At 59.6% G+C, this 16,619-nt stretch carries 13 protein-coding genes; 4 read left to right on the plus strand and 9 right to left on the minus strand.

Annotated elements, in window-relative coordinates:
* Positions 1-163 precede the first annotated feature (163 nt).
* From BUA15_RS09445 to pdxA, 6 genes are all read right to left on the minus strand, one after another.
* Positions 164-2,053, minus strand: a complete 1,890-nt coding sequence (locus BUA15_RS09445) for a Na+/H+ antiporter NhaC family protein (protein WP_072715749.1) — start codon at positions 2,051-2,053, stop codon at positions 164-166.
* Positions 2,054-2,060: 7 nt separating this feature from the next.
* Complete coding sequence (gene upp, locus BUA15_RS09450) at positions 2,061-2,690, minus strand: uracil phosphoribosyltransferase (protein WP_072715750.1); 630 nt, start codon at positions 2,688-2,690, stop codon at positions 2,061-2,063.
* A 2-nt stretch (positions 2,691-2,692) separates the two neighbouring features.
* Complete coding sequence (locus tag BUA15_RS09455) at positions 2,693-4,414, minus strand: alanine/glycine:cation symporter family protein (RefSeq protein WP_072715751.1); 1,722 nt, start codon at positions 4,412-4,414, stop codon at positions 2,693-2,695.
* A 126-nt stretch (positions 4,415-4,540) separates the two neighbouring features.
* On the minus strand, positions 4,541-5,224 hold the full coding sequence (locus BUA15_RS09460; protein ID WP_072715752.1) for a cell division ATP-binding protein FtsE: 684 nt from the start codon (positions 5,222-5,224) through the stop codon (positions 4,541-4,543).
* 15 nt (positions 5,225-5,239) lie between these two features.
* Positions 5,240-6,004 carry a class I SAM-dependent methyltransferase gene (locus BUA15_RS09465; protein ID WP_072715753.1) on the minus strand — a complete coding sequence of 255 codons (765 nt, stop codon included), beginning with the start codon at positions 6,002-6,004 and terminating at the stop codon, positions 5,240-5,242.
* The gene (gene pdxA / locus BUA15_RS09470) at positions 6,001-7,071 is read right to left on the minus strand and encodes a 4-hydroxythreonine-4-phosphate dehydrogenase PdxA (protein WP_072715754.1); all 1,071 of its coding nucleotides are present in this window, start codon (positions 7,069-7,071) and stop codon (positions 6,001-6,003) included. The genes BUA15_RS09465 and pdxA overlap by 4 nt, the downstream gene beginning before the upstream one ends.
* A gap of 74 nt (positions 7,072-7,145) precedes the next feature.
* Here pdxA and BUA15_RS09475 point away from each other — a divergent pair, with 74 nt between their 5' ends.
* Positions 7,146-8,015, plus strand: coding sequence for an NAD-dependent protein deacetylase (locus BUA15_RS09475; RefSeq protein ID WP_072715755.1), 870 nt, complete (start codon positions 7,146-7,148; stop codon positions 8,013-8,015).
* A 19-nt stretch (positions 8,016-8,034) separates the two neighbouring features.
* Here BUA15_RS09475 and BUA15_RS09480 read toward each other — a convergent pair whose 3' ends face one another.
* Positions 8,035-9,168, minus strand: coding sequence for a T9SS type A sorting domain-containing protein (locus BUA15_RS09480; protein ID WP_072715756.1), 1,134 nt, complete (start codon positions 9,166-9,168; stop codon positions 8,035-8,037).
* Between the two features lie 331 nt (positions 9,169-9,499).
* Here BUA15_RS09480 and BUA15_RS09485 point away from each other — a divergent pair, with 331 nt between their 5' ends.
* On the plus strand, positions 9,500-11,764 hold the full coding sequence (locus tag BUA15_RS09485; RefSeq protein ID WP_072715757.1) for a methyl-accepting chemotaxis protein: 2,265 nt from the start codon (positions 9,500-9,502) through the stop codon (positions 11,762-11,764).
* A 50-nt stretch (positions 11,765-11,814) separates the two neighbouring features.
* Here the strand turns inward: BUA15_RS09485 and BUA15_RS09490 are convergent, their stop codons facing one another.
* On the minus strand, positions 11,815-12,381 hold the full coding sequence (locus BUA15_RS09490) for an endonuclease dU (RefSeq protein WP_072715758.1): 567 nt from the start codon (positions 12,379-12,381) through the stop codon (positions 11,815-11,817).
* The gene (locus BUA15_RS09495) at positions 12,378-13,034 is read right to left on the minus strand and encodes a hypothetical protein (protein WP_072715759.1); all 657 of its coding nucleotides are present in this window, start codon (positions 13,032-13,034) and stop codon (positions 12,378-12,380) included. Before BUA15_RS09495 ends, BUA15_RS09490 begins: the two co-directional genes overlap by 4 nt.
* Before the next feature lie 182 nt (positions 13,035-13,216).
* Between BUA15_RS09495 and BUA15_RS09500 the strand changes: the two genes are divergently transcribed.
* A complete protein-coding gene (locus tag BUA15_RS09500; protein ID WP_072715894.1) occupies positions 13,217-15,853 on the plus strand; it encodes a bifunctional aspartate kinase/diaminopimelate decarboxylase in 2,637 nt (878 codons plus the stop codon).
* Positions 15,850-16,614 carry a 4-hydroxy-tetrahydrodipicolinate reductase gene (gene dapB, locus BUA15_RS09505; protein WP_072715760.1) on the plus strand — a complete coding sequence of 255 codons (765 nt, stop codon included), beginning with the start codon at positions 15,850-15,852 and terminating at the stop codon, positions 16,612-16,614. The genes BUA15_RS09500 and dapB overlap by 4 nt, the downstream gene beginning before the upstream one ends.
* Positions 16,615-16,619: the final 5 nt, after the last annotated feature.

Below are 16,619 nucleotides of genomic sequence, written 5' to 3' on the forward strand. Positions count from 1 at the left end.
CAGCAGGATCCTGGTTGTGCGCTTCTGGATTTGCAACAGTTTTTCTAGCTGCATCAACCGCCTTGTTCAGGCAGCAACTATCCTGTATTCCAGCCACTTTTTAAGCACAATTCTGGAATAGCGGGACAAACGAGCTTCAGCGAACGGATACGACCGGTGCCCTTTATCCCTCAACGGGCTCAGGTGATGCCGGAACTTTCTTTCCGAACAACCGCAGCCCAAACAGCAGCACAGTTGCCGCCACAGGCATGGCCACCCACCAGGGCAAACCAAAACCCGTCGGCAGCGTGCCCAGCAATACCGCCACCAGTCCGACAAACAGCGCATAGGGGAGCTGCGTGCGCACATGCTCCACATGATCACAGCCCGAAGCCATCGACGAAAGAATCGTCGTGTCGGAGATGGGCGAGCAGTGGTCGCCCCAGACAGCGCCAGCCAGCACCGCTGAGACGGTCGAGTAGATGATATGGTGATACTCCGCCTCGGTATGCAGTCCGCTGGCAGCCAGCACATGCCAGGCCAGGGGCACAACCAGCGGCAGCAGAATACCCATGGTTCCCCAGCTTGTGCCGGTGGCAAAAGCCGTGGCAGCAGACAGCACAAACACAAGCGCCGGTACCAGTCCAGGCGCCAGTCGCTCGCTGAGCACCGACGACAGATACTGGGCCGTGCGCAGCTCCTCCGTAATCGAGGAAAGCGCCCAGGCCAGCAGCAGAATAATCATGGCAAAAAACATGGAACGCAGGCCCGCGTACCAGGCCTCCATGGTCTCGTCGAGCGTCAGGATCCGCTGGCCTATCGAAAGGGCTGCCGCTGTTAACACGCCCAGCAGCGATCCCCACATGAGCGCCCGGTACGAATCAGCGCTGCCGATGATCTCCCGGAGCGTTTCCCCTTCCCCGGTTGCGTAGAGCCCTCCCAGCACCGAAACAAACAGGACGAGGATAGGAATCAGGGCATTGCGCGCGCGGTGTGGTTTGTCGGCAGGCGGGCGCAACTCGCGGCCTTCGGCCGCAGCTTCATCAATGCGTGCGTTTGGTCCCAGCACCTGGCCGGTCGACCGCGCCCGCACTTCCGCCCGGTACATCGGCCCAAAGTCTCGCTGCGACCAGGCTACAGCAAACACAAATAGCAGGGCCAGCCAGGGATAAAAGCTGTAGGGAATGGAATTCAGAAAAATGGAATACGCACTCTCATCATAGCCGGGAAGCTGGGCCACGGCGGTTCCAACCAGTCCCACTTCATAGCCGATCCAGGTTGTCACGAAAGCCAGCGCAGCGACCGGAGCTGCGGTTGAATCGACAATGTAGGCCAGTTTTTCGCGAGAGATGCGAAGGCGGTCGGTGACGGGCCGCATGGTGTTGCCCACCACCAGCGTGTTGGCATAGTCATCGAAGAAAATCAGTAGCCCCAGCACGGCTGTAGCCAGTTGGCCACGCCGGGGATCGCTGGCCCAGCGCACGATGCGATTGACCACGCCCTGCATCCCCCCATTTTTTGAAATGATCCCCACCATTCCCCCGATCATCAGCGAAAAAAGCACAATGGCTGCATGATCCGGGTTAGCCAGCGCGTTGCGGACGTACACATCGAACGTGTCGAGCAGCCCCTGCCATAGACCGGCAAGCGAAAAATCGACGGCCAGCCAGGCCCCCAGCCAGATTCCCAGAAACAGCGCAGGCACAACCCGCCGAAACAACAGGGCAATGACAATGGCCAGCAGAGGCGGCAACACCGAGGTCCACCCCGGCAACACCCGCACTTCGGCTTGAGCCAGCACCCGATCTCCCCGCGTCAGCACCACCGCAACCCGACCGCTGCGCATGGCCCGCACGCTGTCGGCTTTGAGGACGCCATCGATTAGCTTCAGGGCATACGTCTGGCCGGCTACGTGCACAGCATAACCGCTATCGGACGCGACACCCTCCAGGGTCACCGTAAAGGGCAGGTCCTTCAACACAAGGCCGGGCACCCGTAGATGCGGCTGCGCCGCTACGGCATGGGTCAGCCCGAGCATGATTCCCAGCAACCAGACAATGGTGCGTGCACGCATGTCGGCTTTATCCTCCGGTTCCGAAGATGCGGTCGCCGGCATCCCCTAACCCTGGCCGAATGAACGCATTTTCATCCAGCCCGCGGTCTATGGCTGCCGTAACAATACGCACGTCCGGGTGCGCTTCCTGAAGGGCTCGAATCCCTTCTGGTGCGGCAATCAAACAGACAAACGTAAAGCGCCGGGCTCCATGGGCTTTCAGGTGATGGATCGCCTGCACTGCACTGCCGCCGGTAGCTAGCATGGGATCGACCACAAACACCCGCGCTGCTTCGATGCCGCCCGGAATATTGCTGTAGTAATCGACCGGCTGCTTGGTACGCTCATCGCGTTGCATGCCCAGATGCCCCACCCGCGCCTCCGGTACAAAGCGCACAAAACCATCTACCATCCCCAGTCCGGCCCGCAGAATAGGAACCACCACAATCTCCTCGGCCACCCGATAGCCGGTGGTGGGCTCCAGAGGCGTCTCAATAGGAATCGGTTCGACGGCCAGGTCCCGCAGCGCCTCGTAGGCCAGAATGGCAGCCGCTTCGGCCACAATCTGCCGAAACTGCCCGTGCGTGGTCTCCCGTCGCCGGAGCAGTGTTAAATCACGCTTCAGCAAGGGGTGATCAACGACGGTCAGCGTGCTCATGGCTATTGCGTTTCCCCTCCCTGTTGCTTGCGCCTGCGCGTTTCTACCCAGCGCCGATGCGCTTCGTAGTCTTCCTTCCAGGGTTGCCGTTCAAAATAGCTATCGGTAAGCTTCTTGAGCGTCCCTGAAAGCAACACCAGGGAGATTACGTTGGGCAGCGTCACCAGCGACAGGGCCACATCGCCTACATCCCACACAGTAGTCACGGCCACCACAGCGCCCAGAAAGTGCATGATCAGGAAAACGGTCTTGTAGGGTAGAATGCCCTTCGTGCCAAACAGATAGTAAGCACAGCGATCACCGTAGTAACTCCAGGAAATAGCCGTCGAAATCGCAAACAACAGCACGCTTAGCAGCACGATGTAGCGGCCAACGCCCCCCAGTCCCAGCGCCGACAGCCCGCGCTCAAATCCGAGGGTGGTTAGCGGCGCACTGCTCCGCACCGCATCGCCGTAAAGCCGGGTGTAGCGCTGCCCATCGTCACCACGCGCCTGCGCCTGCAACGGATAGATGGTACCCGTAAAGGGCTGCGTCTGGGCCTCATCCACGAACAGCCGCGGCACACCTACCTCGAAGTAAGCCAGTTGCGGCTGCCCCTCCACCGGCCGCCCGTCCACATACCGCACCGAATCAGGCGTGGCCACGCGCGTGTAGCCGATCTCGTCGTTACCGGTGACGTACGTGATGTTCACATCGTTGAGCGGCAGCGTAGTGGGCACGCGCTCATTCCAGACACCGGTAATCACGATCACAAGGCCGGTCATGGTGCAGATAACCAGCGTGTCGATAAACGGCTCCAGCAACGCCACCACACCTTCGGAGACCGGCTCATCTGTTCGAGCCGCTGAATGGGCTATAGGCGCTGAGCCCTGCCCGGCTTCGTTGGAAAAAAGCCCGCGCTGCACGCCATAGGTGAGCGTGGTCAGCAATACCCCCATGCCGGTCCCGGCCACGCCCGCGGTCGGGTTAAAGGCTTCGCGGAAGATCGTTCCAAAAGCAGGGAGCACGTGCTCCAGGTTAGCAAAAATGATCAGCAGCGCCCCCGTTACGTACAGACCCGCCATGAGCGGAGCCAGCACGCCCGTTACCGCACCAATGCGGCGAATGCCCCCGATGATGACCAGCCCTACCAGGGTGGCCGTAACCAGACCGGTGATCCAGGTCTCAATGCCGAATGTATCCCGCACCTGGGTTGCAATGGTATTGGCCTGGATCGCATTGCCGGTCATGAACGAAGTGATCATGAGCATAAAGGCAAAAAAGACGGCCACCGGCTTCCAGCCCAGCCCCTTTTCGATGTAGTACATGGGTCCACCGGCCACCGAGCCAGCCCAGACCTTGCCGTCCGATTCAACAGGTACGCGGTAGTGCAGGGCCAGTGTTACCTCGCTGTACTTGGTGGCCATGCCCAGAAAAGCGGTCACCCACATCCAGAAAAGCGCCCCCGGCCCGCCGATATGAATCGCAATTGCCACGCCTGCAATGTTGCCAATGCCCACCGTAGCCGAAAGCGCTGTCGTCAGCGCCTGAAAGTGGGGGACGTCGCCCGGTTCATCGGGATTGTCATACTTCCCAGAGGCTACTGCAAAGCCATGCGCCAGCTTGCGCAGTTGAATGAAGCGTAAACGCAAGGTCAGAAATAAACCCGCTCCCAGCAACCCAACCACCAGAACCGGTGCCAGCCAACTATTTAGCTGCTCAATTACGTGACTAAAAAGCTCCATGGGTTTGCTTGCCCTTGGTTTTCAGATCACGCTGCTGAGCCGGGCGCTCCTGCTTGCAGGCATTCATTGCCCGGCCCCAACAAAACTCGGCCTAATATAGCAATCTGCCACCAAAAGAACCGCCCCTCAAAGCGTATGGGGATCGACTTCGACAAGCTGACCGTTCAGAATCGCCAGCGTACGTGCCGGATATTTTTTAACCAGACGATAGTCGTGCGTAGCCATCAGAAGCGTCATCCCCTGGCGATGCAGGCTGAGCAGCAATTCCATAATCTCGTCAGCCACTCGTGGGTCTAAGTTTCCTGTTGGCTCATCGGCCAGCAAAATCCAGGGATCGTTTACAATTGCCCGGGCAATCACCACGCGCTGCTGCTCTCCACCGGAGAGCTCGTGCGGATAGCGCCGCCGCTTATGGCTCAAGCCTACCAGCGCAAGCGCTTGCAGCACCCGGGTTTTTACTTCAGCTCCCCGTCTTCCGGTTACATATAGCGCAAAAGCCACGTTTTCATATACGTTGCGGTCGGGTAGCAGTTGGAAGTCCTGAAACACCACGCCCAGCGTGCGGCGCAAGTAGGGAATTTCTGTCGGTTTGATTCGGTCGGAGCGGTAGTCTCCTACCTGACAGTAGCCCGCGTCCGGAAACAGATCCATGTAGATGAGCCGCATGAGCGTGGTTTTGCCGCTTCCGGTCGGGCCAATCAAATAGACATGCTCGCCCCGTTGAATTTCAAACGAAAGATTCTCAAATACCGGACGCTGCTGGCCATCCGGCAGAGGATACGAAATGCAGACATTTCGAAAGACAATCACGGCCGCGCGATAGCTTTATGCAGGACGACGAACCACCCAGTGTATGCGCTCCGAGCGTTCCGTAGCCGGGCGCAGCGAAAAGTTATCGTATGCTGCTTCAATGCGAAAGCCCTGCGCCAACAACAGCGACTTGATTTCCTGCAACGTGTAGGCTCGCTCCAGGTGCCGTTCGCGATATACCTTGCCCTCTACCTCCAGTTCAAAGATTGTCGTGTGCAACCGCAACGCTGGATCATAGTGGCTCCGGCGCACATAGCGAAACGCATTGGTTTCGCCTTCGTCGTCGAAGTCTGCTTCGTGCGCCAGCGAATTCATCGGCGTGCTCTGATCAAAGATAAACAAACCACCCGGCCGAAGCGCCTGCCAGGTGCACCGAAACAGCGCCTGAATTTTTTCAGGCTCTAGAAGGTAGTTGAGCCCGTCGTAGAGCAACAAGACCACGTCGACTGGCTCTGCCACGCAATACCTGGTAAAATCGGCCTGTTCAAAAACAACCGGACTGCCCATGCGGGCGGCCTTTTCCCGAGCCACCTCCAGCATGGCGGCCGAGCGATCACTGGCCCGGTAACTATAAGGCCCCAGCGGTTGCAGATGCAGCGCCAGCGAGCCGGTCCCACATCCAAGCTCAAGCACCACCCGCGCCTCCGGTAGAAAACGCCGGATCAGGCGATGCACATAGCGCGCCCACGCCGCATAATCGACGTAGTGCATCACGGCGTCGTACCCGCGCGCCAGTAAACTATAGGGCACCACCTCCTGCACCCGAACACCTGCGCTCATGACGCTGCTGCCGAAGAAGCCGTCGTTGCCGCTTCGTGCCGCTCTCTGCGGCGGCGGGCAATGTCAATGGCCAGATAGATGGCGCTGCGCATGCTTCCCGGCGACGCCTTGCCCTGCCCGGCAATGTTGTAGGCCGTACCATGATCCGGCGAGGTGCGCACAATGGGCAGGCCAGCCGTGTAGTTGACGCCGCTTTCAAAAGCCAGCGTCTTGAATGGAATCAGTCCCTGATCGTGGTACATGGCCAGCACCGCATCATAGAGCCGGTAGGCGCCAATCCCGAAAAAGCTGTCGGCTGGAAACGGTCCGAATACCAGGTAGCCGCGCCGACGAGCCTCCTCGAGAGCTGGGATGATCGTCTCATTCTCTTCTCGTCCCAACACCCCACCGTCTCCTGCATGCGGATTCAGGCCAAGCACAGCCATCTTGGGCCGGTCGATCCCGAAATCCTGCACCAGGCTATCGTGAATGATTTCAATCGTCTCCAGAATCGCCGGGCGCGTAACCCGCTTAGGAACATCCCAGATAGGGATGTGGCCGGTCACCAATCCGATACGCAACTCGTCCGACACCATCATCATGGTATATCGTCGGGTACCGGTCAACCGAGCAATAAACTCAGTGTGCCCCGGATCCCGATAGCCGGCCAGCGAGATGGCCTCTTTCGAAATAGGGGCCGTTACCATCGCATCAACCTTTCCATCCAGGCAGAGCTGCACTGCCCGCCGCACCGATGCCATGGCCAGCTTTCCCCCCTCTGGCGTGATCTTGCCAAATGTCACCCTGAGCGCTTTTCCCTCACGCACGTCCACCACCACCAGTCGCCCGGGCGCCAGCCGCTCAGGTACAGTCTCCACCACGTGCACCTCCGGCAATGGCAGCTCCAACACCTCAGCATGCTGGCGAAGCACATCGACCGATCCGACAATAATCGGATCAAAAAATTTCATCAGACGAGAATCAGACAGGCACTTTAATACAATCTCCGGACCGACACCATTCGGATCGCCCAGCGTTATGGCAATCCGAGGCCGCACGAACTTTCTCTTTCCTTGATCTATCGACATGGGACGTTCCTCCTAACCCGTACTATATTGCCCTGAAACGGAACGGCCGGACTTACACCGGAGATCCCTCCGCTATGTACCCGACCTCGTCTACGTTTCAGGCGCTTGTAACTCACCTGCGCAACCGACGTATTGCCGTGCTCACCGGCGCCGGATGCAGCACCGAATCAGGTATTCCCGATTATCGCGGCGAAGGCACGCGTCGCCGCGCCCGACGTCCCATTCAGTACCGGACGTTCCTGACCGATGCAGCCGCACGCGCGCACTACTGGGCGCGCAGTACCCTGGGGTGGCCACGCCTTGCTAAGGCCCAACCCAACCCGGGGCACTATGCGCTGGCCTGGCTCGAACGGGCTGGCCTGCTCACCGGCCTCATCACGCAGAACGTAGATCGTCTGCATCACAAAGCAGGTAGTCGACGTGTTCTGGAACTGCATGGGAACCTGGCGACGGTGCGCTGCCTGACCTGTAAATACACCATTCCCCGCGCAGCCTTCCAGCAGTGGTTGCTGAACCTGAATCCCGGATGGACCGAACAGGCAGCCGAACTGGCCCCAGATGGCGATGCCGACCTTCCTCGCGCCCTTACCGCACACTTCCGGGTACCCGACTGTCCCCGTTGCGGCGGCATCTTGAAACCCGATGTGGTCTTTTTCGGCGAAAATGTGCCGCGTGACCGCGTAGAAGCGGCTCGCCAGATTGTTGCTGCTGCCGAGGCGCTGCTGGTCGCCGGCTCGTCGCTGGCGGTCTATTCAGGCTATCGGTTCGTGCTGGAGGCAGCGCGCCAGGCCAAACCTGTTGTGATTGTAAACCTGGGGCCCACGCGTGGGGATGCCCTCGCTACGCTGCGGTTGGAAGGGCGCACCGGCGAGGTGCTTCCCCGCCTGGCAGCGGCACTTATCGGACAGCCCGTGCCGGAGCCGCCCCCTCCTTGCCCACCGTAACGTGGCGCTGCGCAGCCCCTCAGGGCATCTGACGGTGCACAATGCGCTGCGTGGCCTGAAGGCGACCTGCTGAAAGACGCAGCACATAGACCCCATCCGGAAGCCCTACTGCCTTCAGCACGAGCACCTGCTCTCCAGCTTCGCGCCTGCCATAAGTTACGCGTTGCACCTCACGGCCCAGCACGTCAAAAAGCTGCACGCGCACCGGAGCAGGCTCAGGCATCCAGAATCGCACCCGGAGCGTCTGGCGGAACGGCTGCGGATAGACCAGTATTCCTGCTGCCGGTGCCTCCTTGCGTGGAGCAACCGCCGTAACACCTCCCCGAAGCGTCTGGGCTATTTCCTCCAAAACCTGCTGCACGTCCACCTGCCCGAAATAACCGGCCTCCCATTTCCAGAGCAACAGAGCCCGCTTGTGCGGCGCAAGCGCAAGGGCACGTCCAAACTGTCGCAGCTCCGCCGGCGTCATAGCGCCCTGACTGCCTCCCGCCAGCACATTGATGCTCAGCAGCAGTTGAAGCCCGGCCTGTTGGACCCGCTGCACTTCGCGATTCAACCACTCGGTAATATCCCCTTTCCGGACCGCATACTGCGCAAAGGCAAAATCCAGAAAGGCAAACGGCGCCCCCTGATAGAGATAGGACGGAGGCGAACCGACCGCGGTCGCCATCGTCGGAAACAACTGCTTGCTCACGGCCGCCGCCGAGTCAACCATTGCTGGCGATACCGTCTCACCATTCCAGTTGTTGGGGTCGTGGGGTTCGTCAAACAGCATGTGGGCGAGAATTACGCCGTCCGAGACGTACGGCGTAAAGTCAAACGACACCCATCGCTCCAGGCGCTGCCGGAACCGCTCCAGACTGAACGCCCCGTCCACATCCTGAAAGGTAGCCCGACTCCCGGCCAGATTGATAATCAACTGCATCCCCTGCGCCCGGGCCGCCTCAAGCACGTGCCGGGCATGCGCCGTATCCCGCAACAGCACCAGCGTCCCGCTGAAAGGAGCGCCAAACTGATCAACCGGCAAATGGAAGGGACCAAAGAGGATCGGCTCTGTAGCCAGCCTGGGGAAATGCTGCCCCCATACCGGCACCGCCCATCCCAGCCAGAAACACCACCCGATCCTTAACATGCGTAAAAGCAGCGATTCCATACTCCTTGTAGATGGTGCAGCATTTCTACGCTATCAGCACCTGGCACATCGCGTGGTCCCCGCAAACACCGGACCCGCTTTGCCGGGTCACGCATACCACCCACCCATTTTACGTACAGCGGCCTGCTTAAACAGTCTCCTCCCATCTGCTTCATTTATAGCAGGTTGAACAGAATATTCCAGCCAGAACTTCCGCGCAAACGCATATGTGCCGGCACAGGCACTTCGACTTCTGGGCCGCAGGTTCCATTTTTTGCCATTTAAAACCGGCCAGAATGGCCGATAGAAAGGGAGCGATTGTGTTCCCACCCACCTACAACCTGCCACCACCATGCGGCACTTGATCTCGCGGTTTTCCCAGAAGTCCATCCGGAAGCAGATTATATGGTTTACGCTGCTGCTGACTGTGCCCCCCATGTTGATCTTCACCGGCGTGGTCTTATGGAACGTGCAGCGCAATACGAAAAAGCAGATCGAACGAACCTTCAGATTGGTGGCCGAGACCAAAGACCATGCAATTGACAAGTTCTATCAGCATGCGCTGCAAGATGCCCACTCTATTGCCACTCATCCCTCTGTTATCTCATGGTTTGCCTATAGAAAGTCTCCACGGCGCACAGCAGCCGTCCAGCAGTTGCTTCAGCAATTACAGGAGGCTAAATGGGGGCAATATCATCACATTTTTCTGATCGATCAGGAGGGCACCGTTGTGCTCAGTCCCCCGCACGGACAAGCCCAGAAGGCGCACGAAGGCCATTCCATTCGGGCCTCTTCCTACTTTGAGCAGGCCCTGCAACAACCCCTGTTAACAGACTTTTTTGGGTTCGAAGAAAAGGATCACTATCACCAACTCGTGCTATACCCCGTCCGGTCACGCCAGGGCCAGACCGTGGGTCTCGTAGGCATTGAGATCGTTATCCAGTATCTGCTCGACTGGATGAACCAGGAAGCCGAGCACCTGCCTGCAGGAACGCGCTTTTTCCTGACTACCCTGGAAGGACGCGAAATCGTCCATACTAAAACGAACGAAATTCCCACCTATCCCTACATTGCAGAGAAGTTAGAAGCAAGCGACCAGTTCTTTGGCATTGTTCGCACAGCGCATCACGGGGAGGTCATCGGTCATTATCAGAAAGCGCGCAGTGGTCCCTTCATTATGGCTTTTGAGATTCCGAAAAAGACGGCGTTTGCCGACGTTTACATGCTAACCCTGAAGCTATTCCTCTTGAATCTGTTCGGGATTGGCCTCCTGCTCATTCTGGCGCGCCGCGGCAGCCTGCTGCTCAGCCAACGCATTGAAAAGATTGCCAGCGTAGCACAGAAACTCCGCGAAGGTGACTGGAGTGCTCGGACGCACGAGCAGGAAAGCGAAAATGAAATCAGTCATGTAGGCATTGCGCTGGACACCCTGGCCGATACGGTGGAACAAACAATTTCCCTGCTTGAATCCGAAAAGGCTCAGCAGGCGCAACGCATCCAAGAGGCCGTAGCCCATATCGAAGCGCAGAAGCAGGCCCTTGAGACGCACGTTGCCTACATGATGGAGCGCATGCAGCAATTTGCGGAGGGCGATCTGACGGTCCGCATGCACGTCCATCAGGAAGATACGCCTACGGCCGAAGAGGCGCAGGCATTGTTCCAGCAGCTCTTTGAGGGCTTTAACACGGCTGCCCGCCAGCTCGAAGCCATGCTGGCAGGCGTCCGAGACGTTATGCAGGAGCTCCTTGAAAACACCTACGATATTCTGCAGGCGACTGAAACCCTTGTGGACCAGACCAGCCAGCAATCGCAGCAGTCCAGCGAAGTTGCTGCCGCCGTTGAAGAAATGGCGCGCACAGCCGAATCGAACGCCGAAAGTGCCGGCCAGGCTGCTCAGGTAGCCCAGCGCAGCCAGGTTACCGCGCAGGAAAGCGAGGCAGCGATCGAACAGACCATCACCAGCATTCATCGGCTTGCCCAGACGCTGCGCCAGTCCGTTGAAAGCGTACGGCAACTGGGGCAGTCGGGTGAGCAGATCGGCAAGATTGTCGCCGTCATCGAAGAAATTGCCAACCAGACCAACCTGCTGGCACTCAACGCAGCCATCGAGGCCGCCCGCGCAGGCGAGTCGGGTCGCGGCTTTGCCGTGGTAGCCGACGAAGTACGCCGCCTGGCCGAACGCACAGCCGAAGCCACCCGGGAAATTACCGACATGATCCTACGGGTGCAGCAGGAAACCGAAACGGCCGTTGAGACCATGGAACGCGGCTATGCCGAACTAGAAACCAGCCTGGAACAGGCCGAAACCATGCGCCAGAAATTTGGCGAACTGCTGCAAAATGCCCGGGAGACAATGGATCTCGTCACGCAGATTGCCGCGGCCAGTCAGCAACAGGCAGGCACCAGCGACGAAATGGCCCGAAACGTGGTCATCATCACTGAAGCCATCGGAGAAATCTCGCGCAGCACCCACAACATCCGAACGCGCTTTGAGCATCTGAGCCAGCGCCTGGAGCAACTGTCGCAAATTCTCGCCCGCTTCCGGTACCATCAGGAACAGGAGGAGGTTCTCGAACCTGCAGGCGATGGCGCTTCTCCGCTCGTCTCTACCCCCTGAACATCGCCGTCCCGGAAGGCAAGCCGCACCCGCACAGGGGTGCGGCTTTTTTATACCCGCCCGCGCGACTGGCCCCGAACAAGTGCCGCCCCAATCAAATGGGCGATGCGAAGCGGCTCGGGCAGACGCGCTTTGTGCAGCATAGCCTGCACAAGCTGCCTGGCCTCAAAGGCATCCGTCCCGGCCCAGGCCACATACAACCCCTTCCCCATGGGTTCGGCCGGAGGCGTACGCTCCAGAATAGCCAGACGGTCTTCCAATCCGGCCGCCTGAAGCGCGTCGGCCAGCTCACTGCCGGCTGTATCACGCCGCGTCACTGCCAACACCGGCAGCGCGAGTTGCTCCGATAGCGCTACCAGGTCCACCACTCCCAGACCCGCCAGGGTAATGCCCCCCAGCACAACTGCCTGCAACGATGGCCTCCAGCGCAACGTCTGAATCCACCCGGCCAGAAAGTCCGTTGCTCCGGCGCCGTCAATCGGAAACCGCGTGATCGCTACGCCCTCAACAAGCGTTGCCCCCTCCATCATCACCCCCACAATAGGGACCACCTTGTCCCGTTCGCGCTCAAACGGCGCATCGTCAATGCCCAGCACGTGGGGTCGCCTGGCCGTCATGAAGCCTCGCGGATAAATCGGTTGTAAATCGACTCAAAGGCCAGTTGCACGTCCCGGTCATCTAAGTAAATGTTGAACTCCGTCGTCGTTGAGGCTACCTCAACGACATTGATGTTCTGCAACGCAAGCTGCTGCAAGAGCTGGTAGAGCAGGCCCGGCGTCTCCAGATACGTTTCCTGAAATTTGACACCCAATCCGGCCAGATTATGGTACACCCGACGCGGAGCTACGCTGAGCACATCGGGCACCAGCGCCAAATGCCGCTGCTCCAGAATGACTGTTACCTCGCTAACGCCCTCTGTCAGCGTTAGATACCCTCCTTCCTCCTGCACCCGACCGAATAGTTCGGCCAACTCGCGAAGCGTCGCCACCTGCTTGGGCAACGTTAACGCACACAACCCCCCTTGCACGTTGATCCGGTCTACCCGAAACCGCCGCTGCGGAGCCGGCTGCTGCGCCTCCCAACGTCGCTGCAACCGAGACAAGCTCATGAGCACAGCCGACGGACGCACCGGCTTGCGCACGCGCGCCGCCACCAACGGACAGATAAAACGGGCTACCTGACTTAAATTCAGCAATCGATGATGCAATCCAAACTGCAAGGCCGGGTTGACCTCAATCAGGGCCTGCACTGCCTCGGATACCTTCCGCATGGGCCGATTTGACCTTTTTGTTATAAATATAACAAATTATGTTGCGATGTGATATTTTTCTCCAAAAAGTTTCCTTCCAAGGCCAATTGTGCCTATTCTAAAGACGCCTGCTGTCTAGTAACAGCGCCACCAGGCACTCTGGCGGACGAGCTGAGCCCCTGATGGTAACCAAACGCACCGACATGGCAGTACCACGCTGGATTGTTCTGAAATTCGGTGGAACAAGCGTTTCAACCCCTGCGCGTTGGGAAACCATTGCCCGCATCGCGCGCCATCGGCTGACCGAAGGGTTGCGGCCGGTGGTGGTGTGCTCGGCCCTTTCTGGCATCTCGAATGCGCTGGATCGACTGCTCTCCGAGGCTATGGCCGGACGCGGCGAAGCAGCCCTGGAAGCCATCCGCCAGCCCCATCTGGAACTGGGCCGGGCCCTGGGCCTGGAGGTCGAATCCTTGCTGCACCCCTACTTTGAAGAGCTCGCGCGCATTACCATGGGAACCGCCCTGGTGCGCGACGTCACGCCGCGACTCCAGGCCCGCGTCATGGCGATGGGCGAGCTGATGGCTACCACCCTGGGGGCAGCCTACCTGAACCAGGTGGGCCTTGCCACGCAATGGCTGGATGCCCGAGAGCTGCTGGAGGCCCTCGACGAACCCCATGGCAACGAAGCGCGCCGCTACCTGTCTGTTACCTGCGATTATCAGCCAGATGCAACATTGCAGGCCCGTCTGGCTGCGATCCCGGCCGACGTTCTGCTAACGCAGGGGTTCATTGCCCGCAATCGCCGAGGCGAAACCGTGTTGCTTGGCCGAGGTGGATCGGACACGTCGGCCGCTTACCTGGCTGCCAAGTTGCAGGCAGAGCGGCTTGAGATCTGGACCGACGTGCCAGGCATGTTTACTGCCAATCCCCGCCAGATTCCTTCGGCCCGTCTGCTGCGGCATCTCGACTACGATGAAGCCCAGGAACTGGCCATTACCGGTGCTCGCGTGCTGCATCCTCGATGCCTGGAGCCTGTACGCGCCTATGGGATTCCACTACACATTAAATGCACGGATCATCCTGAACTGGAAGGCACCATCGTTTCGGCCAATCCCCCGGATGTCAATCCGCGCGTAAAAGCGATCTCTTGCAAGACAGGCATCACCCTTGTGTCGATGGACACCGTCGGCATGTGGCAGCAAGTAGGCTTTCTGGCCGACGTGTTTGGTGTCTTCAAGCGACACGGACTTTCTATCGATCTGATCGCCACCAGCGAAACAAACGTTACGGTCTCGCTCGATCCCCTGGCCAATGCGCTGCAGCCTGCCCAGCTCGATGCCCTGGTGCAAGATCTCAGCGCCTACTGTCAGGCTCGCGTGATTGCCCCCTGTGCCGTGGTAAGCCTGGTCGGGCGTCACGTCCGCGCCTTGCTGGATGAACTGACCCCGGCTTTCGAAATTTTTGCGGCACACCACGTGTACTTGATCTCGCAGGCTGCCAGCGATCTGAACTTCAGCTTTGTCGTCGACGAAGACCAGGCCGAACGCCTGGTGCGGCGGCTGCATGCCGAATTGTTCGGTCACGTGGAGTCCGATACCCTTTTCGGGCCTACCTGGCGCGAGTTGTTCGCCCCTCCCACCAAGCCTGCAACCTCCCGTCCCTGGTGGCACCGCCGTCGCCACGAGCTGATCAGTCTGGCCAAGACGCAGGCGCCCTGTTATGTGTACGACGAAGGCACACTGCGCGCACAAATCGAAGCGCTGCGGCGCCTTGCCTCCGTCGACCGCCTCTTCTACGCGCTCAAAGCAAACGACCACCCGGACGTACTGCGCCTCTTCTATGAAGCGGGCCTTGGCTTTGAATGCGTATCGGCCAACGAACTGGCCCACGTGCGTCAACTCTTTCCAGACCTGCCCCCTGAACGACTCCTCTTTACGCCCAACTTTGCCCCGGCCGATGAATATCGCCGCGGATTTGATTTAGAAGCGTTCGTAACGCTGGATAACCTGTACCCCCTGGAAGCCTGGCCCAAGCTTTTCCGCGGCCGCACGGTACTGGTGCGGTTTGATCCCGGACGCGGCGACGGACACCATCGCTACGTGCGCACCGCCGGCGCCCAGTCCAAGTTTGGCATCGCTCCTGCCCAGGCCAGACGTCTGCAGAAGCTGGCCGAGGAGCTGAACATGCGCATCGTGGGATTGCATGCCCATGTGGGCAGCGGCATCCTGCTGCCGGAAACCTGGGCCGAAACCGCGCTATTCCTGGCCGAACTGGCCGAAACATACTTTCCTGACGTGCGCTACCTCGACGTAGGCGGCGGCCTGGGCGTCCCGGACCGAACCGGCTTGCCTGGCCTGGACCTCAAGGCGGTCGAGACGCATCTGCACCGCTTTAAAGCAGCACACCCCCGGTTCGAACTCTGGATAGAGCCCGGCCGCTTTCTCGTAGCTGAAGCCGGCGTGCTGCTGGCCCGCGTCACGCAGGTCAAAGAAAAAGGAGGCGTGCGCTACGTAGGCATTGAAACAGGCATGAATTCCCTGATTCGACCTGCTCTCTACGGCGCCTACCACGAAATTGTTAATCTAACCCGACTGGAGGAACCGGCTACGCAGACTGTCGAAGTAGTGGGTCCCATCTGCGAGTCAGGTGACGTGCTGGGGCACAGCCGCCGGCTGCCTGACACGCGTGAAGGCGACGTGCTCCTGATTGCCCAGGCAGGCGCCTACGGCGCGGTCATGAGCTCGCACTACAATCGACGGCCGCCAGCTCGCGAAATCTTTCTGCCAGCCGATGCCGCCAACCCAACCTCCTCGGTTACCCCAAACGCAGCATCTGTATGAGACTGGCTCTGGTAGGAACCGGCAACATGGGCCAGGCCATTGAGCGCCTGGCCCGGCAACAAGGCGATGAAATTGTGGCGCGGTTTAACACGGCACATCCGCTGCCGGTCCATGCCGACGTATCGGTGCTGAACGGCGCCGACGTGGTCATGGATTTCTCGCTGCCGCACGTGGTGCGCGCGCACATCGACGCCTACTGCCGCTGGCACGTCCCGGCCGTAATCGGCACTACGGGCTGGTACGACCAGTTGGAGGAAGTGCGCCGGCTGGTCGAGGCCAGCGGCACTGCACTCCTCTATGCGCCTAACTTTTCGCTGGGCATAGCCCTGCTCAAGCACATCCTGAAGCAACTGCTGCCTTTGCTGGAACAGTTGCCCGATTATGACCTCTACGTGCATGAAGTCCATCATACCCGCAAGGCCGACAGCCCAAGCGGTACGGCGCTCATGCTGGCCCACCTGATCGTGGACGGCCTCTCGCGCAAAACCCGCATTGAAACCGAAACGCAGCATGGGCGCATCGCATCCAATGCGCTGCATGTAACTTCAACACGGGCCGGTCAGGTCTTTGGTCGCCATACCATTGGCATCTGTGGACCTTTTGATGAATTGACGCTCGAGCATCACGCCTATAGCCGCGACGGCTTTGCCGCCGGTGCCCTGCAGGCCGCCCGATGGCTTGTAGGCCGCCGCGGATTCTTCTCGCTCGATGATATGCTGCACGAATGGCTGCATATATCCTCTGAAACCAACCCGCGCTGAATACC

The sequence above is a fragment of the Rhodothermus profundi genome (genome assembly GCF_900142415.1).
Classification (GTDB): Bacteria; Bacteroidota; Rhodothermia; order Rhodothermales; family Rhodothermaceae; genus Rhodothermus; species Rhodothermus profundi.